This window comes from Thermobaculum sp. T2p (assembly GCF_059335935.1).
The window spans coordinates 54,253-77,768 of sequence record NZ_JANZYQ010000018.1; the positions used below are offsets into that span (position 1 = coordinate 54,253).

The following is a 23,516-nucleotide window of genomic DNA, read 5'->3' on the forward strand; positions in this document are numbered from 1 at the left end:
TCTAGATCCATACAGCGCTGATGCCTCTGGACGCATGTGCACCTGGTGAGGAGCCACTTATGAGTAGTGCCTCCAACCCTGTCTCCTTGCGGTACCGTTCGGCTATCTCTATCACTGCATCCTCGGCATCGGGAGTACCTAGGATCGCGACCGTGCCGCCGCTGCCACCGCCTGTGATCTTGGCGCCATATAGACCTGCTGATGGTCCGGCACTGCGCACCATCTCTACTATCAAGTCGGTGCCCTCCGAGCCCAGCCCACATGCGCTGTAGCTGGCATGGGATTGGTACATCAGCTCTCCCAGCAGCGCCAAACCCTCAGCGTCAACATCTCCCCCCAAGATTGCCCTGAACAGCCTTACCCTGTGGTGCTCGTGTATAGGATGGGCTGTGGGTTGCCTGACGGCGTATGTGCGTTCGGGATCAACCTTAGTTACTCTATCGGTGATGCCTGTGTACCTCTCAAGGAAATCTTGTCCGCTGATCTCTAGAGGCACTCGGGACTCGTAGCGTGATGCCCACACGGAGGGTGGCACGTTGGCCAAGTACCCGTGCCAGAGGTCGTCCAGCACGTCGACCTGGCCAGGTCCTGCGGGCGTCCACCTTAGGCCCTCGAGCTCTGTGATCATCCTGTAACCCATGAAAGCCCCTACCCGCACGGAGGTGTAGTCCGAGCCCGAGACAGCGTGCCTGATACCGGAGTCCATACCCCAGACGCGGATGTTTGCTGGCAGGGTTACGTTGCCCATGAGCTCAGCTGGTTGGCACAGCAGCGCCAACAACTTGTCTTGCTGACCGCACGCCGCCGTCATCTGGTCCATAACGCCGCAGGGTGCCCCGACTACCAGGTTCTCTACCTGCTGGCAAAGGATTGCCATCTCCCTGGGGTCAAGCTCGAGCTCCAGAGCGTTGCATATGGCCTGCATCGCAGCCACTTCGATCGCCGCAGAGGAGCTGACACCCTTACCGGCGGGCACCTCGGAGTAGAGCAACAAGCGCATCCCCGTAGGGAGGTCCACTCCCACTTCGCTGTGCAGAACCGTAACGGCACCCGCCACGTAGGCGGCCCAGCTTGCCTGGGGTGTAGCTGCAAACAGCTGTCGAACTTGGTTGTAATCGGCTTGTAGATCGCTCATCCTGACCGCGATCTCCGCGTTGGCGCCCTCCAGTTGATCGGCGTTCAGGCTGCGGACGGTGAACGTGTCGGAGTCCTCGGGCTGTACAGCTGCAAAGGCCGCCATCTCCAGAGGGAGCTCCAGCACGAGGGAGCCTGAGTAGTCGGCTATGCCGCCCATAAGGTCCAGCCGTCCAGGAGCCCTTCCTAGGTGGAGCGGTGTTTGGAGTGAGAAGAAGTCCGAGCAGTCGTTGATGACGTCTAAGAACCTAGCCATACCCGGCAGGTTTGCTGCCTCCTTGGGCTCAATCTGCCACATACCGTCTCCTTTCATTAATATTCCTTATGTAGCAGGCCATGTTGGGTCAGCAGTTCGTGGAGCGTTGGCCACACCTGCTGCCGGATCTTGTCGTTGGCATATCCTATCCAGGATACGTTGGAGGTCACGTCCAACGAGGCTGCTATCTGCCGCCCGTGTTCATCCGTGACTATCACCCCGGCCTCGCGGGCTATCAGCTCTGTGCACAGATCGTAGGGATGGCAGCACAGCCCCGGGGACACCAGCGAGCGCAGGTCAGCCACCCAGCGATCGTGCCCCATCACGAGCTCGTAGAGCTGCCCGCCGGTGGAGACGTACTGGTCCTCGAACGTCTGCGCCTTCCCTGGAGGTATGGGCCCGAGCACGCGCTCTACTAGCTCGTCCTCGATCGTCGCCAGCAAGCCCCTACCACCAGGGAAGAAGCGGGCGATCTGGCCGTAACCCCCCTCTATCGAAGCAGCCCTTGATGGGGCTGGGTGCAGGGGGGCAGATTCCCGCGTCAGCCGGTTGAGCCTCTCGCCATGGGCGCCCTGCCCACGCACGGCCCACAGAGAGTCTGAGAGGTGCTGCTTGATGAGCGGGATCTCGGTCTGCACTGCCACCTCTATATCCCTCATGGAGGTGGATTCCCCCTTGTTGGGAGCCACGCCAGTGAGTATCCACGCGGCCCTCTTCTGGTACATCAGCCCACGCGTGCCATCTATGGGGTCCACTATAACTCGCAGCACACATTCTTCTTCTCTAGTTCCTATGGGCAGCACCGTGCGCCCACCCTCTCCGACTCCCTCAGCTATGAGCACCAGGGGGAACTCCTTGGCCAGCTGCGCGAACTCCCGCAGTAGAACCTCTTCGGAAACCTTGTCGATGCGGAAGATGGTATCCCCTTCGGTTTCCTCAGCCACTTGCTGCAGCTCCTCGAGGTCGGATCGTTCGCACTCGGCCAATACCTCGTCTCGAATGTGCGAGTGGATCTCCTTGATTGCCCCCAGTATGCGCTCGTGATGGCCTATCATGTCTGGCTCCTGTGCTTGTAGTGCACCGTCGGTAGCGCTTTGAGCTCTGCCGCCTTCTGCTCCGGCGAGGTGTCGCTGAGGAAGTTACCGCCCCCTATCTCGGGCCCTGCCAGGAACTTCTGGAGGTTGGGCGTACGCAGGGGGGGATGGAAGGCTATGAAGAAGTGGAAGGTGCTGTAGTCTCCACCGTCGGTGGGAGCTTGATGCAGCGGCATGACGTAGGGAAACGGTAGCTGCCATAGATTATCATAGCGCACGGTAACGTCCTTCAGCGCCCGGGCAAGCGACTCTACCTCAGCATCGCGTAGCTGGTGAATGTGGGGTACCGTGCGCTTGGGAGCTACGTACACCTCGTAGGCATAACGGGCGAAGTAAGGCACGAAAGCTATGACGTGTTCGTCCTCATATAGAACTCGTCTACCATCCTGTTGTTCGGCGCGAATGATGTCCTGGAAGAGCACTCTGCCGGTATCGTTGTAGTGTTTGATGGAGGCCTCGAGCTCCACCTCGATCGTGCGGAACACAAAGCTGGAGCCGTATACTTGGCCGTGCGGATGGGGGTTGGAGACGCCTACGAGCTCTCCCTTGTTCTCGAAGCACAGCACGTGCTTGATCTCCGGGTAGTTGCCGAGGTCGCATGTCTGCTGCTGCCAGACGCGCACCACTTCCTGTATCTGATCGATGGTCATCTCGGCCATGGTGAGGTTGTGCAGCGGGCTGTAGCAGATAACTCGTGCCTTGCCGAGTGCGGGCTGGGCCTTGTAGGGCGGAGGAGGCTGCTCGATCTCTCTGGGCGCCTCCATGCTGAATCCCGGATGATCGTTGTCGAAGACGAAGGTGGTCTTGTAGTCTGGATTGCGTGCGCCGCTCGAGCGCGTGTTGCCGGGGCACAGATAGCAGTCCGGCAGGTAGGCTGGTGTAGGTACATCGGCCACGAGCGCCTGTGCCCCCACCCAGGGACGGGACTGCCTATGGGCAGCTATCACTACCCACTCTTGGCGCAGTGGATGCCATCTCTCTTCCCACAAACCAGCCATACCTAATCCTCCTTATAGCCAGATGGATGGCTCTTGTGCCACTCCCATGCGGAGCGGATGATGCTCTCCAGGTCAGCGTACTTGGGCTGCCAACCCAGCTCGGAGCGTATCTTCTCGGAGGAGGCCACGAGCACCGCTGGATCCCCCGGCCTTCTGGGCCCTATCTGGGTGGGGATGGGGTGCCCGGTGACCTTGCGGGCGGTCTCCACCACCTGTAGGTTGCTGAAGCCTTGGCCGTTGCCCAGGTTGTACGTCCTGCTGCCCTCCTCCAGGGCGTCGAGCGTCAGCAAGTGCGCCTGGGCCAGGTCGTACACGTGGACGTAATCTCGGATGCAGGTGCCGTCTGGGGTGGGGTAGTCGCCCCCGTAGATCGTGAAGCTGTCGCGCTTGCCGAGCGCCACGCTGAGCACAAGGGGGATGATGTGGGTCTCGGGATCGTGGTGCTCGCCCCGCCGCTCGGTGGCGCCCGCGGCGTTGAAGTATCTCAACGCACCGTACCTCAGGTCATAGATCCTCTCGTACCAGCGCAGGATGCGCTCCAGCATCAGCTTGGACTCCCCGTAGGGGGATCCCGGGTCCAGGGGCTGGGACTCGTCTATAGGTACCCTGGTGGGGTTGCCGAAGAGGTTGGCGGTGGAGGAGAGGATGAACTTGCGCACCCCTCTAGGCACCGCTACCTCCAGCAGGTTGACTCCCATCACGATGTTGTTGCGCAGGTACAGCTCGGGCCGCTGCATCGACTCCCCCACCAGCGTGTGGGAGGCGAAGTGCATGATCGCCTCTATGCCGGGATTGGCGTCGAACACCTCCGCCACCGCGTGCACATCCAGCAGGTCTACCTGCGCGAACTTGGCCTCTGGGTTCAGAGCCTCCCTATGTCCCTGGTACAGATTGTCGATCACCACCACTTCGTCGCCGCGGGCGACGAGCTCGTCGACCACCACGCTGCCGACATATCCTGCCCCTCCGGTCACTAATACCTTCATGTCATCACCTCTCTAGATTGGTCTTCGGGAAGACAGGCGTATCACGTTCCAAGACAGTGGAGGTAGCTCGGCCTCTAGCCTCCCTTCGCTTACCTGCGACCCGACGACCTGGCTCGGAGTTACGTTGTCCGGATCGTCGGCGGAGTTGGTGGCGGCTGGGTTCTCGTGCGTCAACACCAGGTGTTCCTGTACCTGGTAGCCTGTGAAGCAGCGCAGGTCTCCCTCTAGGTAGAGCGACTCGTCTTGGCCGCGGTTGACGGCGAAGATCGTCAGCTCCTCTTGCTCTTCATTGTAGGTGGCCACGGCCTCCAGATAAGGCACGGAGTCATAGTCTGGATCGCTGTAAGTGGGGCTATCGATCTGCATGAGTAATGCTGCACCTCTGCCGTATCGGGAGGCGTGCATGAAGGGATAGTAGATCGTCTGCTTCCAGGCAGGGCCACCGGGCACGGTCATGATAGGAGCTATCACGTTGACGAGCTGGGCGACGCAGGCTATCTTCACTCGATCCGCGTGTTTGAGCAGGGATATGAGCATGCACCCTGCAAGGAGGGCGTCCTCTAGGGTGTATCTCTCCTCGGCTAGGGGTGGTGCTACCTGCCAAGCATGCTGTTCCATGATCCTCCTGTCTTCCTCTCTTGAATGGTACCAAACATTCCACTCATCGAACGAGAGGTGAATGCGCTTCCTAAGCTTCTTCTTGGAGCGCACGTAATCACATATCGAGACCACCGCCTCGATGAACTCGTCCATCCCGAGGGACCTAGCTAGATAGCTTGGAGTGTCTAGTTCCCCCTTGCCGTAGTAGGTGTGCAGCGAGATGTAGTCCACATGGTGGTACGCAAGGTCGAGTACTGTGGCCTCCCACTCACCGAAGGTGGGCATATTGATACTGGAGCTGCCGCAGGCCACCAGCTCTATCGATGGATCCACTAGCTTCATGGCCATGCCAGCCTGCGCGGCGAGCCTGCCGTACTCCACAGCGGTCTTGAATCCTATCTGCCAGTGCCCGTCCATCTCGTTGCCCAGGCACCACACCCGGACGTTGTGGGGGTCAGGGTAGCCGTGCTCCCGGCGCTTATCGCTCCAGTACGAACCTCCAGGATGATTACAGTACTCCACCAAATTCCTCGCTGCATCTATCCCCCGAGTGCCCAGGTTCACCGCCAGCATCATTTGGGAGTTGGCTTTGCGGGTCCAGTCGGCGAACTCGTTGGTGCCCACCTCGTTGGTCTCGAGCGACCTCCAAGCCAAGTCCAGCCTGCGCGGGCGCTGATCCTTGGGACCCACACCGTCCTCCCAGTTGTAGCCAGAGACGAAGTTGCCTCCTGGGTAGCGTACTATGGGCACCCCTAGATCGCGTACCAGCTCCAACACATCCCTACGGAATCCCTGTTCGTCGGCGGTAGGATGTCCGGGCTCGTAGATACCGGTGTATATGGCCCTCCCCATGTGCTCTAGGAAGCCGCCGTATATTCTGGGATCCACATCTCCTATCTTGAAGTCCCTGTCCAGCACTATCCTTGCGGTCTTAGCATCTCTCATCCTAAACTATTCCCTCCAACTTATTTACTTATGTTGAGGATACAACGATTTACCCCAGATCCCAACACCTAGATCCGAAGCAACTGCTAGGCCTTGATGCCGGTCAGCGTGATCGATCTGATGATCATCTTCTGGGCAATAAGGAACACGATCATAGCTGGCAGGGCGGAGATGGCCGCTCCAGCCATGAGTTGTCCGTAGTTGCTCCAGTAGTCGCCCCTGAACTGGATGAGCGCCACCGGCATGGGCATTCTGTCGGCTGCGTTGATCACTATGTACGGCCAGGTAAATTCGTTCCAGTATCCTAGGAAGGTGAATATTGCCAGGGTAGCTATGGCCCCGCGCGTCAGGGGCAGGATGATCATCCATAGGATGCGGAACCGCCCGGCGCCATCGATGCGCGCGGCCTCCTCCAGCTCCCGAGGGATGCCTAACATGAACTGACGGAGCATGAACACGCCGAATCCCCCAGCCAGGGGTGGAAAGATCAGGGCGTTGTAGGTGTTCAGCCAGTGCAGCCTCCACACCGTCACGTAGTTGGGCACTAACAGGATCTCGCCAGGCACAATCAGCGAGGCTATAATGAGCGCAAACAGCAGGTTCCTTCCCGGGAATGTCAGGCGGGCTAGGCTATAAGCTGCCAGCACGTCCACTATCACCACGAGCAAGGTACCTGTGGTGGAGATGAAGAGGCTGTTCTTGAAGGCCTTTATCAGGTCCACACCACGGGGTTCAAACAGCACCGACTTGTAGTTGCTCAAGGTGAAATCGCTGAGCTTGTCGGGCAGCCAGTGGGGTGTGGGGGTGATGATCTGCGACTCGGGCTTGAGGGACGTGAGCAGCATCCAGATCACCGGCACCGCCCACAGGAACGCCAGGGCACACAGTACCACGAAGCGAATGGTCTGGGGCAGTACCCTGTGGCGCAGCCTGTTGCCGCTGAGGGTAGTAGCTACTCCGTATCTTCTTTGCGTGATAGCTGCCATCGCTCTCCTCCTCTACTGTCTCTCGCTTATTACCCTGAACTGCAGCAGCGTGAACACCGCCACCACGCAGAACAGCAGCCAGGCCACGGCCGAGGCCTCCCCCATGCGGAAGTACCTGAACCCCGTCTCGTATATGTGCTGCACCAGCGTGCGCGTGGAGTCGAACGGCCCACCACCGGTCATGACGAACACCTGCCCGAACACTCGGAAGGAGGCGATCACGGTGGTCACCGTGACGAACAGCAGCGTGGGGCGCAGCCCGGGTAGCGTGATGTATTGGAACAGCGCCCAGGCTCCTGCCCCGTCTATCCTGGCCGCCTCGTACAGCTCCTCCGGGATGTCCTGCAGCCCTGCCAGGAAGAGCACCAGGTTCCACCCGGTGGTCCACCACACTGTGGTGATCACTATAGCTACCATCGCCCATCCCGCCTGTGAGAGCCAGTTCTGGCCCGGCAGGCCGAGCTTACCCAGGTAGTAGTTGATCAGCCCGAAGTTGGGATTGTAGAACCAAGTCCAGAGGATGCCCACCGTCGAGACGGAGATCATGATTGGCGAGATGAAGGCCGACCGGAAGATCGTCCTGCCCAGTATCGGCCCGTTGACCAGCAGCGCCAACCCCAAGGGTATGACGATGGATAGGGGGGCGTTCAGCGCCACGAACAGGACGGTGTTCCGGAAGGACCGCCAGAACAGGTCATCGCGCAGGACGTCGATGTAGTTCTTTAGTCCCACGAACTGAGGTGGGGTCAACAGATCCCACTTCGTCAGGCTGACGTACAGCCCGTAGAAGATGGGCCAGAGCATGAAGACCACAAAGAACACCAGGTAGGGCACCATGAAAATGAGGGGGTAGAACGCTGACTGCTCTCCCCACACCAGGCGCCTTACACCAGTTCTCTTAGCTGCCTTAGAGGTTGCCTGTGTGATGTCCATAGCTACGCCCCCCTTGAACTATTACTGCCCTGAGCGGGCCAGTATCTGGTTGACCTCGTTCTCCGCCTGCTTGAGGCCCTGCTCGACGCTCCACCGACCGAGTATGGCCCCCTCGACGTTGGCGGCTATCCTGGGCATGATCTCCAGGATGGCAGGGTGAATGGGCATGAATTTGAGGTACGGCAGCTGCTTGGCCCAGGCGCGCAGCTTCATCAAGTAGCGGTCGTTGCTCTGCAACGCCTCCTGTCGCGCGGAGTTACGCGCAGGTATCTGCCCGGCCTTCGCCCAGTCCACCGAGTGGCGCGTGATCCACTCGATGAACCTGAGGGACGCTTCTCTTCTAGCCTGGTCCTGGCTCTGCTGCCTGGGCAGCGCCAGCTGGTGGCTCTGCCCCCACACCGCCTTGTGCTTTGGATCATGCTGCGGCAGCGGTACCACGTCTATATCCTTGGCCGCCGGCGACTTCTCAGGGTTAAAGTACAGTGTGGAGATCCAGGGCCCATCCGGCCATGTGGCCACCTTGCCTGTCCGCGCCAGGTCGGTGATCGCCGCGTTCTTCGGGTTGCCCTTCTGCTGGATGTCCTTCATCCACTTGACAGCCTCTATGCCCTCGGGCGTGTTGAACGCCGCTTTGGTGCCGTCTTCTGAGAGCATCTCGCCGCCGAACTGCTTGTGGATGCCGTACCAGTACCAGGTAAGGTACTCCTGGGCACCAGCGCCCAGCGCGAACGTCTGGTAGCCGATGATGCCGTCCTTGGTGACCTTCTCGACCACCGCGGTCCACTCGTCCAGCGTGGTGGGCACGCTCACGCCGTTGTCCTTGAGGATCTTCTTGTTGTAGAGCATGGCGTGGCAGTGCATGTCCAAGGGCACGGTGTACTGCTTGCCCTCGAACTGCGTGAACTTCCACACCTCGGGGTAGTAGTCCTCTGCCTTGATGCCCGCTTCCTCGAGCTCAGTGGCCTGCAGCTCCGAGAGAACGTTTTTGAGCGCGAAGGGCCCTATGTAGGTGTGACGGACGAGCGCCACGTCGGGCGCGGTGCCGCTGATGGCCGCGGCCTGCATCTTCTGGATGAAGTCCGTTAGGCCCTGCAACGACTCGACAGCTATGTCTGGGTTCTCCTCGGTGAACTTGCGCACGAGGTCGTTCATGACGATCCCGTCCACGCTGCTCAGGATGGTCCAGTAGCGGATCTTCACCTTGGCGGACTTGGAGCCGAACGATTGGGGCTTATAAGGCGTGGGCGTGGGAGGTGGCGCGGAAGCCGAGCTCTTGGGGCTGCCCGAGGGAGAGGGCGAGGGGCTGCTTGCGGCGCCGCCGGATGTCCCTGCCGTGGGGGTACTGCCGGCTCCGCCGCCGCAGGCCGCCAGGATGGAGCCTATAGTGCTTGCCGACAGACCCAGCATGAACGCCTTGCGAATGAATTCCCGACGAGAGATCCTGCCATTTGAGAGCTGCTCGATGAGTTCGCGCAGATCGTCCATTGATACCTTCCTCCGATGTGTGTTGTAGTAGTATCTCCTGCACCAGAGTAAGCCTATGCGAGCAAGGCTGCTTCTATATCTCACCCCCTTAGTTTACTACAAAATATGTGGTATATAACTATCTTGTGTAATATATTTATACTATACATTCTAGTAATAATCTAGTGATGAAAAAGGGTTCCTTAAAAGTTGTATAATTGCTCACAGCAACAGAGGGGATCTATGGGTAGACAGAAGCCAAGCATGAGAGACATCGCTAGAGCGGCCAACGTGTCGGTCTCCGCGGTCTCCTTGGTGGCCAGAAACAAGCCAGGGGTATCGGAGGAGACACGACACCGCGTGCTCTCGATCATGGCCGAGATGGGGTACTCCCCGGCGGTCAAAGGTAACGGCCACACGGGTACGGTGGGCCTGCTGATCGAGAAGGGCGCGATGCCCGTCATAGTGGATATCTTCTATGGGGATATCATCCGAGGCTTGCAGTCGGAGGCACAGCGGTTGGGCTACCAGGTGGCGCTGCACATGTTTGACCGCGATCAGGAAAACCTCGACAGCCTGCGAGACAGCCTACTTGGATCCGTGCAGGGGCTGATCGTAGCTAACGACGGCGATATAAGTCACGACATGGTCGTGCAGCTGCGTTCCTTTAACCTGCCTATGGTGCTCATCGAGAGCTACGTGCCCGGCCAGGAGCTCCACTGTGTGATAGGCGACAATTTTGCCGCGGGCTACACCGCCATGCAACACTTGGTGGAGCTGGGACACCGTGAGATAGCCGTGCTCCGTGGTCCGACAAAGTACAGCAGCCTAGTAGATCGCTTCCATGGTGCTATGTCCGCGCTCGCCGAGGCCAGGATATCGGTTCCCGAGGAGCTTATGCCCGCTCCTGTATCCGGCCACCCACAGAAGGGCTACCTGCAGATGAGGGAGATCCTGCAGGCCGGCCTGAAACCCACCGCTGTGTTCGCCGTCAGCGACAAGACTGCCTTCGGGGCGATGAACGCCATCCGCGAGGCCGGCCTGCGGATCCCCCAGGATATATCCGTGGTCGGCATAGACGACGTATCCGAGAGTGCCTACACCCACCCACCTCTGACCACGGTCCACATACCCCGGCAGGAGATGGGCATCCTGGCTATGCGGAAGCTGCATCGGCTGATGGAGGGAGAGCGCGAGATCCCCACCAAGACGCTCGTTTATACCCGCCTAGTGGTACGTAGCTCGACGGCAACCCCACGCTAGCTATTGACCTTTGATCATGCACGCTTGCCATCGTCGAGTATATGTCTTGGGATGCCCATCAAGTATATCTATTCGGGCATCCCAAGCTGGCTGGATGTTACCTTTGGGCTATCCACACGATCATCGGCCCAGGGTCTCGGTTGGCCCATGCGTAGTAGGGAATGGCCCTCAGCTGTACAGGCCTTGTTGATGACTCAGTAGATCCCTGGGGACGATACAGTGTGTCTTCCCACGCCCTTGCGCTATATCGGGCCAGGGCTTGGCCGTTGAGAGTCACGACGCCACCCAAAAGGTCGGGCTCGAAGTTTGCTCTCAGCTCGGCCTCCTTGGGCAGGATCACATCCCTCGGGTCCACGCCAGGGTTATCTGCGCCTTCCAAGCAGTACAGTATTGGGCCGCGGACGAGCGCGACCTTGCAGGAGTTCTCTCTCACGTAGGGATGAGCCTCTAGCCTACGCACGCGCATCGGCAGTGTGAGCTGAAGCACGTCGCCCGCTCGCCAAGTCCTTGCTACGCGGGCGTAGGTGCCAGGTACTAGGTCAACCTCAACGGGCTGGTCGTTGAGCCGTAACGTCGCTCCTTCACACCAAGCTGGTATACGCAGCATCAGCGCGAACTCGCCGGAGTCCTCCAAGGTGATGGAGATCTCGCCTTCCCAGGGGTAGGCGGTGTGCTGCGTGAGCCCGACGCTGCTGCCGCCCGGCAGAGTCACACGGGCTTTCCCTTCAGCGTAGAGGTGCACCCATATCGCGTCCTCCGACGTGGAATAGCAGTACCCCGACAGGGAGGCCAGCGTGCGGGCCACGTTGGGCGGGCAACAGGCGCACCCGAACCACTCCTGCCGGCGGTGGCTGCCGTCGTCCTCTAGGGGGTTCTGGTAGAAGTATCTGCTGCCATCAAGGGATATCCCAGGCAGGACGGCGTTGTAGAGGGTGTGCTCGATCAGGTCGGCGTAGCGTGGGTCCGCAGTTAGCAGGAGCATCCGCCAGTTCCACATCACGCTACCTATAGCGGCGCACGTCTCCGCGTAGGCCCTAGCGTTGGGCAGCTCGTACTCCCTGCCGAAGGCCTCCCCCTCGTACCTGGAGCCTATTCCCCCGGTAACGTACATCTTCTTGGTAGTCATGTTCTTCCAGAGCCTTTGGAGGGCTGCCATGATCGACTCGTCGCCGGTCTCGGCGTAGATATCGGCCGCGCCCGCGTTGAGGTACACCGCGCGCACGGCGTGCCCCACTATCTCGCTCATGTCCCTGAACGGGAGGTGGTCCTGATGGTACTCGGGCCCGAAGTGCCCCCAGGCTCTGCCCAGCAGCCCGTGACCACGTATATCCAGGAAGTACTTGGCTTGCTCCAGGTAGCGCCTGTTGCCGGTGGCCCTATAGAGCTCCACGAGCCCCATCTCCACCTCGGGATGCCCGTCCACCCCCTCGCGCTTGCCCTGGCTCGCCGGCCCGAAGGTGTCACAGATGTGGTCGGCAAAGCGGATGGCGATATCCAGTAGGTTGGTCTTACCAGTGGCGCGGTAGTGCGCCACGGCGGCCTGGAAGAGGTGGCCAGCGCAGTACATCTCGTGCAGGTCAAAGTTCGTCCAGCGCTGATCGGCCTTATCGTAAGTGAAGTAGGTGTTGAGGTAGCCGTCGGGCCGCTGGGCGGGGGCAATCTCCGCTATGACAGAGTCCACCTCAGCCTCCAGCTTTGGATCGGGGTGTCCGGCAAGCGACCACGAAGCTGCCTCCAGCCACTTATAGGCGTCGGAATCGGCGAACACCGGGCCCTTGAACTCCCCTTGGATCTTGCCCGCGGCTCGCCGGAAGTTGTCCATCACTCCCGAGCTTTCCAAGTGTTGTCGCTGTTGAGGGATGGTGAGCTCCCTGTTGATCGCGAGGCGAGGAGCCCAGAAACCTCCCAGAGAGACATCCCCCACTGCCACGGGACGCAGGCGCGCCCTAGGGCTAGAGGAGGTATCTACTACTATAGACCTAGTTTGCTGCTTGATCGTCAACTTACATCCCTCCTTGTTTAACGTCTTCGGCTGCCTAGCCTTTGAGGCCGGTGAGCACTATGCCTTGCACGAAATACCTCTGTGCGAGGAAGAAGAGCACTATCACCGGCAGGATCATGACGGTGGAGGCCGCCATGAGGTACTGCCACTGTGTTGAGTATAACCCCTTGAAGGTAGCTAGCCCCAGAGCCACTGTGTACTTCTCGGGTGATGAAAGGTAGATCAACGGGCCTATGAAGTCGTTCCAGTTGTTGAGGAAGGTGAAGATAGCTACGACGGTCAGAGCTGGCCTGGCGAGCGGCAGGATGATCTGCCAGTAGATCCTGAACTCGGAGGCCCCATCTATCCTGGCAGCCTCCGAGAGCTCGCCGGGGATGGTGCGGAAGAACTGCCGCAGCAGGAAGATGTTGAATATGCCCCCTCCGAACCAGTTGGGCACGATCAGCGGATAGTAGGTGTCGATCCAGCCCAGATATTTGAAGATGATGTACGATGGGATCATCGTCACGGCGTATGGGAGCATCAGCGTGGAGAGCAGCACCATGAAGATGATATCCCTGCCCGGAAATCGTAGGCGGGCGAAGCCATAGGCACACAGCGACGAGGACAGCAAGATCCCCACCATGTTCAGCAAGGTGATCACCAAGGTGTTCTTCACGTACAGGCCAAAGGGTAGAGTGGTGAGCGCTTCGGGGTAGTTGCTCCACCGGATTGGGCTGGGTATCCACTGAGGTGGGTACCTAAACACCTGCCACGTCTCCTTTAGGGAGGTGCTGATCAGCCATAGGAATGGTAGCATCATGATCACCGCGCCTGCACAGAGCACCACCCACACGCAGAGCCTACCCAGCCTACGCCTATAGTTGACCCTTGCCCTGTAGAGCGGGATGCTCTTTGCCAGCTCGCCGGCAGCTGATGGTTGCAGTCTAGTGGACATAACATACCTCCTGCTATCTCGACTCGTCCTCGTAGTAGACCATCCTGCCTACGTAGCGAAACACCAGCAGGGTCAGGGCTAGGATGATCACGAACAGCACCCAGGCCATCGCCGAGGCATAGCCCATGTTGAAGTAGGTGAAGGCCTGCCTGTAGAGGTACAGCACGTAGAATAGGGTGGAGTTACCTGGGCCGCCGTTGGTGATGATGTAGCCCTGGGTGAAGGTCTGCAGGGCACCTATGAGTCCTAGCACCAAGTTGAAGAAGATCACCGGGGACATCATGGGCACGGTGACATGCCAGAACTTACCCCATGGCCCCGCACCATCGATCTCTGCCGCCTCGTAGAGCTGCACCGGCACACCCTGTAGGCCCGCTAGGTAGATCAGCATCGTGCCGCCGATGCCCCACAGGCTCATGACTATTAGCGCTGGCATGGCCCAGGTGGGATCCTGCAGCCACAGCACCTTGGGGAGCCCAACGGCCTGCAGTAGGCTGTTGAGCAGGCCGAAATCGGAGTTGAAGATCCAGGCCCACAGCATCGAGCTGGCGACCACCGGCACGATGCTCGGTAGGTAGTAGATCGTCCGGAACACCGTGATGCCCCGCACCTTCACGTTCATCAGTAAAGCTACGGCAAAGGCTAGGATCTGGAAGAGGGGCACTGAGACGACGGTGAAGTAGAGCGTGACCTTCAGGGACTGCCAGAACAAGGCGTCGTGCACCATCTGCCGGTAGTTGCCTGCTCCCACGATCTTGGGTGGGCTGAGCATGTCCCACTGAGTGAGGCTCACCCATGCTGAGAACAGCATGGGGCCGGCTATCCACAGCACGAAACCCAGCACTGCAGGTGCGATGAAGATGTAACCGTATATGGCCTCGCGAGTGCGTATGGAGAGCGCGTAGCGGCTCTTGGAAGCTGCGACGGTTGCCATAATCGCCTCCCTTCCGTCCTACAGCTGAGCTTCCAGCTTGGCCTTTGCCTGCTGCAGCACCTGGTTGACCTGAGCGATCGCGTTGGTCTTCTTGAACGCCTCCTGTACGGTCATCTTCCCGATCCATACAGGGTCGAGCGCTGATGTCAGGATCTGGTCGGCCTGCTCGAAGCCTGCCGGGTAGAAGTAGTTCTTGGAGTACTTGAGCAGGTACTTGGTGGCTATGGTCTCATAGCCCTCCGGGTGGACACCCGGGGTGATCCAGCGCTTGAGCCCGTCCTCGGTTAGCAGGCTGGTGTGGCTGGGCAGCCACAACCCCGCCTTGCAGAGCCCAAGCTGGTACTCATCCGAGGAAAGGAAGCGGAGCAACTGCCAGGCGGCATCGGGATACTTGGTGCGGCTACAGATGACGTGACAGTGAGCTTGGGCCTCGGTCACGACCTTCTTCATCTTCGGCAGCACTCCGCAGCCGAACTTGAAGTTCATCTTGGAGATGTCCTGCAGGGCCCATGAGCCGTCGACGAGTATTGCCAGCTTGCCCGAGGCCAACATCTGCCAGGAACTCATGCCCAGCTGCTGCATCTGGGCGGCCTGTGGAGCTACCTGATGCTTGACTGCCAGGTCCGCTAGTGCCTGGATGGCTTCCATTGCTTCGGGCTCTCCCAGGTGGCACTTGTAGTCTGAGGTAAAGGCCTCGCCGCCGTTGGAGAAGACCAACACGTCGCGTGGCAGCGACCAGGTTGGCCAGCTGACCCCCCACTGCTGGACCTTAGAGGCGTCGAAACCAGGTTGGCCAGGGTGCTTGCCTGAGGCATCGACGGTGAGCTTGCGGCAGATCTCTAAGAACTCGTCCCAAGTCCAGGCTTTCTCAGGGTCCGGGCTTGGGGGCTCCACCCCAGCCTTCTCCAGGATGTCGGAGTTGTAGTACAGGTGATGGATAACCCAACAGGAGCCGATGCCGAACCACTTACCGTTGATCGTTGCCCGCTCCTTCTCCTGCGGCTCTATGAAGTAGTCCTCCTTGCCTATGACTGGGTCCTGCTCGACGTAAGAAGTGATGTCGAGCACCACGCCGCGCGAGACGTAGTCCGCCAGGTTACCCGTCCAGAACACGTCCGGAGGAGTACCGCCAGCGAGCGCGGTCTTGAGCTTTGTGACGTAATCCTGGGGCACGTGGATCCACTTGACCTTGATGTTGGGGTGTTGTTTCTGGAATGAATCCAGACCCTTCTGGACGTTCTGCTTCTCTAGGGGGCTACCCCAGCCCATCATGCTGATGGTGGTGGTGCCGCCCTGTGATGTCCCCCCGGATGGGGTGGTGGGAGATGTGCCCGGGGTGGCCGAACCCCCGCCGGAGCCCGCCCCACAGGCGGCCAGCAGCGAAGCGGAAGCCACTCCTAGGGCCAGCTTGCCGGTACGTCGAAGGAAACCTCTACGGGAAAACCTATGGTAAGCCATCACTGTATCTCCTCCTGCTAGATGGTGGTTGGTTGCCTGCTACGGAAGTGGGTCCTGTTAGGCAAGAGCTATACCGCTCACCTCCTTTTCTAAATGTTTAGATCTAATCGATTAGATTAACATTAATATAGCCAACCACAGCTGTCAAGACCTTTCGGTGTGGTAATATGGATTGGCCTTTATGTCGTGGCCTCTTTTGCTAGGTGTTGGATAGTATGCAGCGGAAGAAACGTGTGACATTACAGGATGTAGCGCGCAGGGCCAATGTCTCCACGGCCGTGGTGTCCTACGTCATCAACAACGGTCCTAGGCCCACCTCGCCTGAGGTGCGCCAGCGGGTGTTGGAGGCGATCGAGGAGCTAGGCTACCATCCCAACGCCTTTGCTCGCGGTCTGCGCGCCCAGAGGACGCACACCATAGGCTTTATAGCCACGGATTTCTACCCATTTGAGGTGTTCACCTCCCACTACTGTGCATCCATCCTCACCGGGGTGAGCGAGGAGCTCAAGCAGCACGATTACCACCTGCTGGTGTATCCCATGGTAGTCGGCGAGGAAGTCGGACAGTTGCGTAGGCTGCTGATGGGTGGTAGGCTCGATGGGGTGATAGTAAGGCTCATCGAGGACTCCCCACAGACGCGCGAGATCTTGGAACTAATAGCTTCCACCCAGATGCCTTGCGTCTGTATCGAGAGCGCTCCCGACCCTCGCTATCGCATACCTGTCATAACCTACGACGATCGTGAGGCCGCCAGGAGGGCCACGGCCTACCTAGCAAGCAAGGGTCACGCGCGCATCGCCCATCTGTCGGGCGACCTCAAGTATCCCACAGCTAGGGCAAGGTTGGAAGGCTATATGTGTGCTATGCAGGAGGCAGGTCTGGGGGATAACGTCCTCGCCGTAGGCGGGAGCTGGGAGATTAGGGATGCTGTCAGGTGCACTAGGGAGCTGTTGACGAGCGGTACTCCGCCCACGGCTATATTCGCCGCCAGCGATGATTTGGCCATTGGGGCGGTGGTGGCGATCTCGGAGGTGGGGCTGCGCATCGGGATGGACATAGACGTCGTGGGGTTCGACGATATCCCTATGGCCTCCCAGATGGTGCCGCCCCTCACCACCGTGAGGATACCTCTGGTGGAGATGGGTCGGCGTGCTGTCGAGAGCTTGCTTGGAATCGTGTCTGGCGAGGCTGATGATCCTCCGAGCGAGGTGGTGCCACTCACCTTGGTCGTGCGCGACAGCGCCTAGCCACCAACGGCCGCCGGTTCCTGAGAGTCCAACCATCTAGCTATCCTATTGTTTTCGTCCAACAGTGCTACCTTCGGCTGCCAGTTGGGTGGAGGTGGGCTGGGTACGTAGGAGTAGGCCATGATGATCACCCTGTCCCCAGGCTGTACCAGATGGGCGGAGGCGCCGTTGAGCTGCACGATGCCCGAGCCCCTCTCCCCCGGGATGACGTAGGTCTCCAACCTATTGCCGTTGTCCACGTCGACCACCTGCACGCGCTCGTAGGGATATATGCCCACCTGCTCTATCAGGTCGGCATCCAGGGTTATGCTGCCGATGTAGTTCACATCGGCGCCCGTTACCCTGGCGAGATGTAGCTTGGCGCGCAGCAGCTGTACGAACATGGCTTCCTCCCGAAAGCAGTAGGCGTGACCAGTTTAGCGTACTTCCGGCCGCGAGGTGAAGGTAGGTGGTGAGCATTGGTTATAAGAAGAAATTATATGCAGGCAGAAAAATAGTGATAATTGTGTGTGCGCCGGGGTTGTGCCTGGCGCGTGCATGTTCTATGCTTGCCATCAGAATCTTGCGAGGTGGATGAGCATGTTAGCTGTACTGCAGGACGTGTCCTTGGTAGTGAACGACAAGCTGTTACTGGAAGGGTTGAGCTTCCAGGTCCGTCCGGGCAGGGTCGGGGCGGTGGTGAGCACGCGGGAGGCTGAGAGGTCCGCGCTACTAGAGCTCATTGCTGGGCTTTGCTCCCCCACTTCAGGTATGTTGAGGGTGCGTGGGAGGGCAGTGCTGCTGCGCGAGAGCTCGCCGAACGCGCCGCTCCAGCTTGGGCGCAAGGCCGTTGAGGCCCTGGAGGAGGGGGCTAGCATCGTGCTGCTCGATCTGCCCTTCGAGGCGCTGCCCCGCTCCGAGAGGCAAGCCCTGATGGATATCCTGCGCGATGGGGTAAAAGATAGGGAGGCCTCGGTGATCTTGGGATCAGCCAGCTACGACAGTGTCTACGGTCTTGCGGACTGCATCTTCATGCTATGGCGGGGTAGGTTGGTGTGGTCCGGATGTGCTGCCGAGGCTTACCCTAACAACGCCGATGTCGACGACATGGCGCAGGTGTTGCAGATAGACTACCGACCTATACCTGGTTCCCACGAGATGATGGTCGAGAGCCTTCGGGAGACGGACTCCGTGGTCGGACTATCGCTTGTCTCCGAGAGGGGGGAGAGCGTAAAGGTGGTCCTTCCCAAGGAGGATGCCGATTACCTAGGGTTGCGCCCGGGTCAGATAGTGTACACGAGGTTCGGGACGAATTAACGCCCCCTTCTGACCCAGGCATCTGGGTCCTCCAGCAGGTAGGTTAGCTGTTGTGGTAGTTCCCCCCTCACTAGATGCTCTAGCGTAGTGGTCTCGAGCACCGCTCGCATGCTTGCCCGCAGCGCGACCCACACGTCACGCAGGGCAGCAGCCTTTCCCTTGTAGGTGATCTCCTCCGGACTCATCCCCCTGACGTTGGCCAAGGGGCCCTCCACTGCCCTGATGATGTCCGCCAGCGATATCTCCTGAGGCGGACGGCCTAACCAATAGCCACCTGCTTGGCCCCTCTGCGTGCGCACGAGACCTGCACGCTTGAGGTCCAGGAGGATGCTCTCCAGGAACTTTATCGGGATCTCCTGAGCTTCAGCGATCTGCTCCCCTTTAAGGGGCTCCGGGTGCCGTGCGGCCATCTCCACCGCTGCTCGTATGGCGTAGTCCGCTCTGGCTGTGATGTGCAAGCTTATTACCCCCGCAATAAGTATTTTGCAACTTCTGAATAGGCATTATAAGGGATATTTGGGTGCAGGGGGTTGATTAGATGATCGGTGGATGGTACCCTCTTAATGTCTACTAAGTCTACTATTTTAGTAGAGAAATATTGGGAGGTACGATACGATGTCTGATGTGGTGACCATAGCTGGTAGTCCCTCCACGCCCTCCCGCTCGGCTCAGGTGCTCGAGCTGGCCAGGGCTAGGTTGGAGGCCAACGGCCTGCGCTGTAGCTCGGTGGTCGTGCGCGATCTGGATCCTGCAGATCTCCTGTACGCTCGCGTGGACGGTCCCTCTGTGTTGGAGGCCATCCGTTTGGTGCAGGAGTCTCGGGCGGTGATCATCGCTACCCCTGTATACAAGGCAGCTTATTCGGGCGTGCTCAAGGCCTTCCTGGACCTGTTGCCACCCGGTATCCTGGCGGACAAGCCTGTGCTCCCCATCACTACCTCGGGATCCCTGGCACACTGCTTGGCGCTGGACTATGCCCTCAAGCCCGTGCTGTCGGCCCTGGGAGCTAGGCATGTGCTGGCTGGAGTGTGCGTCCTGGACTCGCAGGTGGGTTGGCAGCCCGATGGTACTCTCACCCTTCATCCGGAGGTGGACGATCGCTTGTCTGCAGCGCTGGCAGCACTTAGCAGCGCAGTGGTGACGTCGCGCGATTCCACCAGAAGTAAACTCAAAACGATAGCTTAGGAGGATCGACATGCGAAAGCTACTTTACGTTTGGCTGTTGTTACCCCTGTTTATAGGGTTAGCCCTCGCGGGTTGTGGCGAGACCGTACAGAGTTCTGATTCTGGATCCTCTTCTGGATCATCGTCCTCTGGTGGCAAGGTCGTGCGCATTGGCTACCAGAAAGGCTCATCTTCCCTGCTGGTGCTCAAGGCCAACGGCACCCTAGAGCAGGACCTCAAGCAGCTGGGTTATACCCTCCAGTGGACTGAGTTCCAGGCAGGTCCGCCGTTGCTGGAGGCCTTGGGTGCGGGCAGCATAGACTTCGGCACGACCGGAGCGCCTCCCCCGATCTTTGCGCAGGCTTCTGGGGTGGACCTGGTGTACGTAGCTGCCACCAAGCCCTCCCCGAAGACCCAGGCCATCATAGTGCCCAAAACTTCTAAGATCAAGTCCGTGGCCGACCTGAAGGGGAAGAAGGTGGCCGTGCAGAAGGGCTCGAGCGCGCACGCGCTGCTGGTGCAGGCGCTGGAGAAGGCAGGACTGAAGTACAGCGATATCCAGCCTGTGTACCTTACACCTTCTGACGCCAAGGCTGCCTTCGAGGGTGGCAGCGTGGACGCCTGGTCCATCTGGGATCCCTACTACCAGATGGAGGTGTCGGAGACCGGTGCTAGGGCCATAGCCGATGGCGAGTCCGCGGGCCTGGCCAATAGGTCCTTCTACCTGGCATCCCGCAAGTTCGCTTCGGAGCACAAAGATGCCGTGGATACGATTCTCAAAGAGATTCAGGATACGGAGTCTTGGTCGGAGGCGCACAGGGATGAGGTGGCCAAGCTGGTGTCGTCGCAAACAGGCGTGGACGAGTCTGTGCAGCGCCAGATGGAGCAGCGCAGGGTGTATGGCATAATCCCCGTCAGCGACGATATCGTGCGGGAACAGCAGGAGTTGGCCGACCTGTTCTACAGCCTAGGGCTTATCCCCAAGAAGATCAACGTCCAAGACGCAGTTTTACCGGAGTATCAGAAGTAGTTCTTTAGCTAGAAAGGAGTATTGAAGATGAACGTGTTCTGGTTCATACCCACAGGTGGAGATGGTAGGTATCTAGGCACATCTTATCTTGGCAGAGCCTCCAACTTCGACTACCTCAAGCAGATAGCTCAGGCGGTCGACGCTCTCGGCTTCGAGGGAGCGCTCCTGCCCACCGGGGCCAACTGCGAGGACGCATGGATAGTGGCCTCATCATTGTTGCCGCTCACCAAGCACATGAAGTTCCTGGTGGCTGTACGGCCAGGGCTGATATCGCCGACGCTGGCCGCTCGGATGGCCGCCACCTTCGATAGGGTGTCGGGTGGGCGCCTGCTGATCAACGTCGTGACGGGCGGCAACCCACAAGAGCTAGCCGGTGACGGGCTGCATCTAGATCACGACGAGCGCTACGAGGTGACCGATGAGTTCTTGACGGTGTGGCGCTCCATCATGAGTGGGCACACCGTGGACTTCGAGGGGAAGCACATCAAGGTAAAGGGAGGCAGGCTGTTGTTCCCGCCGCTGCAGGCGCCCCACCCGCCGCTCTACTTCGGGGGGTCATCGCCTATAGCCCAACAGGTGGCCGCTAAGCATGTGGACATGTATCTGAGCTGGGGTGAGCCTCCGGAGCAGGTGAGGGAGAAGATAGATTCCGTGCGTCGGTTGGCCTGGGAGCAGGGCAGGAGCGTGCGCTTCGGCATCCGCATGCACGTGATCGTGCGCGAGACCGAGAGCGAGGCCTGGGAGGCCGCCGAGAGGCTTATCTCCAGGCTGGACGATGACACCATCGCCCGTGCCCAGGAGGTGTTCGCCCAGATGGACTCCCACGGCCAGCACAGGATGGCAGCGCTGCACAACGGCAAGCGCGACGGCCTGCGCATCGGCCCGAACCTCTGGGCTGGTGTGGGGTTGGTCCGAGGAGGTGCTGGGACAGCCTTGGTTGGCGACCCCGAGCAGGTGGTGGAGCGCATGCGCGAGTACGAGGCCCTGGGCATCGATACCTTCATCTTCTCGGGTTATCCCCATCTCGAGGAAGCCCACAGGTTCGCCGAGCTGGTGTTCCCTCTGCTTGGCCTCCACAAGCGCCTGGAGGGCTACAACTACACTAACTACTACGGTCCTATAGGCGAGATCGTGGCCGAGGGGGGCTTGATCCGCAACGACCGCAAGCAGGAGGCCAGCCGATGATCACGCTCCTCTGGCGCAGGTTGGCTGGGCTGTCGGGCTGGGTGGTGCCGGCCCTCCTGTTGGTCATCTGGGAGGCCCTAGGGTGGGCGGGAGTACTGCCCGCCCGCATCCTTCCGCCGCCCTCCAAGGTGCTCTTGGCCGCGTGGAAGTTGGCCGAGAGCGGCCAGCTGCTGACGGATATGGCGGTGAGCGCCCGCAGGGCTCTGCTCGGGTTCGCCATAGGTGGTGGGCTGGGGTTCACGCTTGGCGTGATCAACGGGCTGTCTGCTACCCTCTCTCGCCTGCTCGACAGCACCCTACAGATGATCAGGAACATCCCTCATCTGGCCCTCATCCCCCTCGTGATCCTGTGGTTCGGGATAGGTGAGCAGGGCAAGCTCTTCCTGGTAGCCGAGGGTGTGCTGTTCCCGGTGTACGTCAACACCTACCACGGGATCAGGAACGTGGACTTGGGACTCTTGGAGATGGGGCAGGTATATGGGTTGTCCCGTTGGGAGATATTCCGAGACATAGTGCTGCCGGGAGCACTGCCCTCAATCCTGGTGGGCGTGCGCTACGCCCTAGGTGTCATGTGGCTCACGCTGATCGTGGCCGAGACCATCGCTACCAGCTCCGGCATAGGCTACATCACCATGCAGGCCCGAGAGTTTATGCAGACCGATGTGCTCGTGATGGGCATACTGCTGTACGCGGTGCTTGGCAAGCTGGCCGATACGGTCGCGAGGTTGATGGAGAGGCAGATGCTGAGGTGGCATCCTGCCTACCAGAAAGCTTAGGAGGTAAGGAGATGACTGCTGTGGAATACGGTGCATGGATCAAGGTGCAGGGCCTCCGCAAGCGCTTTGGGAGCAACGAGGTGCTGAGGGGGCTGGACCTGGAGATAGAACCTGGACAGTTCGTGGCCGTGGTGGGTAGGAGCGGCTGCGGCAAGAGCACCCTGCTGCGACTGCTGTCGGGTTTGGAGCGTCCCGATCAGGGCTGGATCGAGATCAACGGCAAGCCGCTGAGCGGCAGGAACCCCGCAGCCAGGGTGATGTTCCAGGACGCCAGGCTGCTGCCATGGAAGAGGGTGCTGGATAACGTTGCCCTGGGTCGTAAGGGCGCCCCGGTGGAGGAGGCCAAGGCGATGCTGCGGCACGTTGGCTTGGCAGGGCGCGAGCGCGACTGGCCTGCCCAGCTCTCTGGCGGGCAGAAGCAGCGCGTGGCTTTGGCCAGGGCGCTGCTCTCGCACCCATCTATGCTGCTGCTCGACGAGCCGCTGGGGGCGTTGGATGCCCTGACCCGCATCGAGATGCAAGGACTGGTGGAGTCCCTCTGGTGGCGGGGGCGCTTCACGGCGATCATGGTGACCCACGACGTGGAGGAGGCCGTGGCCCTGGCCGACCGAGTGGTGCTGCTGGAGCACGGCAGGGTGGCCCTTGATGAATGGGTGGACCTTGACCGTCCCCGCAAGAGGGGCGACCAGCGGTTCGGGCTCATCAAAGAGAGGCTGCTGTCTAGGGTAATGCAGGGAGGTGCCCAGCCGCTGCCCGCGCATGCCGAACCACCTCTGCCGGTGGAGCAGGTAGCCGTCAGCCTTGGCAGCTCTTAGAGGTTTCCCCCTT

The 23,516-nt window shown here is 60.0% G+C and carries 23 protein-coding genes; 9 read left to right on the top strand and 14 right to left on the bottom strand.

Translation table 11 applies throughout. The annotated features are described in order from the left end of the window. Position 1: 1 nt before the first annotated feature. The 8 genes from N2245_RS08945 to N2245_RS08980 all read right to left on the bottom strand — a co-directional run bounded on the left by N2245_RS08945 (position 2) and on the right by N2245_RS08980 (position 9,084). Entirely contained in the window at positions 2-1,432 is a 1,431-nt protein-coding gene (locus N2245_RS08945) for a galactokinase (RefSeq protein WP_494536392.1), read from the bottom strand. A gap of 14 nt (positions 1,433-1,446) precedes the next feature. Then, positions 1,447-2,445, bottom strand: coding sequence for an FIG domain-containing protein (locus N2245_RS08950; RefSeq protein WP_494536393.1), 999 nt, complete (start codon positions 2,443-2,445; stop codon positions 1,447-1,449). Continuing rightward, positions 2,442-3,482, bottom strand: a complete 1,041-nt coding sequence (gene galT, locus N2245_RS08955) for a galactose-1-phosphate uridylyltransferase (protein WP_494536394.1) — start codon at positions 3,480-3,482, stop codon at positions 2,442-2,444. The genes N2245_RS08950 and galT overlap by 4 nt, the downstream gene beginning before the upstream one ends. A 2-nt stretch (positions 3,483-3,484) precedes the next feature. Then, positions 3,485-4,468, bottom strand: coding sequence for a UDP-glucose 4-epimerase GalE (gene galE, locus N2245_RS08960; RefSeq protein ID WP_494536395.1), 984 nt, complete (start codon positions 4,466-4,468; stop codon positions 3,485-3,487). 12 nt (positions 4,469-4,480) lie between these two features. After that, entirely contained in the window at positions 4,481-6,013 is a 1,533-nt protein-coding gene (gene arfA / locus N2245_RS08965; RefSeq protein ID WP_494536396.1) for an arabinosylfuranosidase ArfA, read from the bottom strand. Between the two features lie 86 nt (positions 6,014-6,099). Further along, positions 6,100-6,999, bottom strand: coding sequence for a carbohydrate ABC transporter permease (locus tag N2245_RS08970; protein ID WP_494536397.1), 900 nt, complete (start codon positions 6,997-6,999; stop codon positions 6,100-6,102). A 12-nt stretch (positions 7,000-7,011) separates the two neighbouring features. Continuing rightward, the gene (locus tag N2245_RS08975) at positions 7,012-7,932 is read right to left on the bottom strand and encodes a carbohydrate ABC transporter permease (protein WP_494536398.1); all 921 of its coding nucleotides are present in this window, start codon (positions 7,930-7,932) and stop codon (positions 7,012-7,014) included. A gap of 21 nt (positions 7,933-7,953) precedes the next feature. Next, the gene (locus N2245_RS08980; RefSeq protein ID WP_494536399.1) at positions 7,954-9,084 is read right to left on the bottom strand and encodes an extracellular solute-binding protein; all 1,131 of its coding nucleotides are present in this window, start codon (positions 9,082-9,084) and stop codon (positions 7,954-7,956) included. Between the two features lie 88 nt (positions 9,085-9,172). Between N2245_RS08980 and N2245_RS08985 the strand changes: the two genes are divergently transcribed. After that, a complete protein-coding gene (locus N2245_RS08985) occupies positions 9,173-9,445 on the top strand; it encodes a hypothetical protein (protein ID WP_494536400.1) in 273 nt (90 codons plus the stop codon). A 194-nt stretch (positions 9,446-9,639) separates the two neighbouring features. Then, positions 9,640-10,659, top strand: coding sequence for a LacI family DNA-binding transcriptional regulator (locus N2245_RS08990; RefSeq protein WP_494536401.1), 1,020 nt, complete (start codon positions 9,640-9,642; stop codon positions 10,657-10,659). Positions 10,660-10,756: 97 nt separating this feature from the next. Here the strand turns inward: N2245_RS08990 and N2245_RS08995 are convergent, their stop codons facing one another. From N2245_RS08995 to N2245_RS09010, 4 genes are read right to left on the bottom strand one after another with little or no spacing between them, the layout of a single operon-like run. Next, positions 10,757-12,661 carry a glycoside hydrolase family 127 protein gene (locus tag N2245_RS08995; RefSeq protein WP_494536402.1) on the bottom strand — a complete coding sequence of 635 codons (1,905 nt, stop codon included), beginning with the start codon at positions 12,659-12,661 and terminating at the stop codon, positions 10,757-10,759. A 34-nt stretch (positions 12,662-12,695) separates the two neighbouring features. Beyond that, the gene (locus N2245_RS09000; protein ID WP_494536403.1) at positions 12,696-13,598 is read right to left on the bottom strand and encodes a carbohydrate ABC transporter permease; all 903 of its coding nucleotides are present in this window, start codon (positions 13,596-13,598) and stop codon (positions 12,696-12,698) included. Between the two features lie 13 nt (positions 13,599-13,611). After that, on the bottom strand, positions 13,612-14,532 hold the full coding sequence (locus N2245_RS09005; protein ID WP_494536404.1) for a carbohydrate ABC transporter permease: 921 nt from the start codon (positions 14,530-14,532) through the stop codon (positions 13,612-13,614). Positions 14,533-14,550: 18 nt separating this feature from the next. Further along, a complete protein-coding gene (locus tag N2245_RS09010) occupies positions 14,551-15,990 on the bottom strand; it encodes an ABC transporter substrate-binding protein (RefSeq protein WP_494536405.1) in 1,440 nt (479 codons plus the stop codon). A 215-nt stretch (positions 15,991-16,205) separates the two neighbouring features. Here N2245_RS09010 and N2245_RS09015 point away from each other — a divergent pair, with 215 nt between their 5' ends. Continuing rightward, a complete protein-coding gene (locus tag N2245_RS09015) occupies positions 16,206-17,237 on the top strand; it encodes a LacI family DNA-binding transcriptional regulator (protein WP_494536406.1) in 1,032 nt (343 codons plus the stop codon). Here the strand turns inward: N2245_RS09015 and panD are convergent. After that, entirely contained in the window at positions 17,234-17,620 is a 387-nt protein-coding gene (gene panD / locus N2245_RS09020) for an aspartate 1-decarboxylase (protein WP_494536407.1), read from the bottom strand. The two genes, N2245_RS09015 and panD, sit on opposite strands and share 4 nt — an antisense overlap. Before the next feature lie 196 nt (positions 17,621-17,816). Here panD and N2245_RS09025 point away from each other — a divergent pair, with 196 nt between their 5' ends. Continuing rightward, positions 17,817-18,533 carry a P-loop NTPase family protein gene (locus N2245_RS09025; RefSeq protein ID WP_494536408.1) on the top strand — a complete coding sequence of 239 codons (717 nt, stop codon included), beginning with the start codon at positions 17,817-17,819 and terminating at the stop codon, positions 18,531-18,533. Here the strand turns inward: N2245_RS09025 and N2245_RS09030 are convergent. Next, positions 18,530-18,991 carry an RrF2 family transcriptional regulator gene (locus N2245_RS09030; RefSeq protein WP_494536409.1) on the bottom strand — a complete coding sequence of 154 codons (462 nt, stop codon included), beginning with the start codon at positions 18,989-18,991 and terminating at the stop codon, positions 18,530-18,532. The genes N2245_RS09025 and N2245_RS09030 overlap by 4 nt on opposite strands. Positions 18,992-19,148: 157 nt before the next feature. Between N2245_RS09030 and ssuE the strand changes: the two genes are divergently transcribed. Genes ssuE through N2245_RS09055 form a run of 5 tightly spaced genes read left to right on the top strand, consistent with a single transcriptional unit; the run spans position 19,149 to position 23,503 of the window. Beyond that, positions 19,149-19,718: an NADPH-dependent FMN reductase gene (gene ssuE / locus N2245_RS09035; RefSeq protein ID WP_494536410.1), complete on the top strand. Its 570-nt coding sequence runs from the start codon at positions 19,149-19,151 to the stop codon at positions 19,716-19,718. Between the two features lie 10 nt (positions 19,719-19,728). Then, positions 19,729-20,727, top strand: coding sequence for a sulfonate ABC transporter substrate-binding protein (locus N2245_RS09040; protein ID WP_494536411.1), 999 nt, complete (start codon positions 19,729-19,731; stop codon positions 20,725-20,727). Positions 20,728-20,754: 27 nt separating this feature from the next. Next, the gene (ssuD, locus tag N2245_RS09045) at positions 20,755-21,912 is read left to right on the top strand and encodes an FMNH2-dependent alkanesulfonate monooxygenase (protein ID WP_494536412.1); all 1,158 of its coding nucleotides are present in this window, start codon (positions 20,755-20,757) and stop codon (positions 21,910-21,912) included. Beyond that, a complete protein-coding gene (locus N2245_RS09050) occupies positions 21,909-22,688 on the top strand; it encodes an ABC transporter permease subunit (protein ID WP_494536413.1) in 780 nt (259 codons plus the stop codon). Before ssuD ends, N2245_RS09050 begins: the two co-directional genes overlap by 4 nt. 11 nt (positions 22,689-22,699) lie before the next feature. Further along, positions 22,700-23,503, top strand: a complete 804-nt coding sequence (locus tag N2245_RS09055) for an ABC transporter ATP-binding protein (protein ID WP_494536414.1) — start codon at positions 22,700-22,702, stop codon at positions 23,501-23,503. The last annotated feature ends 13 nt before the right edge of the window (positions 23,504-23,516 follow it).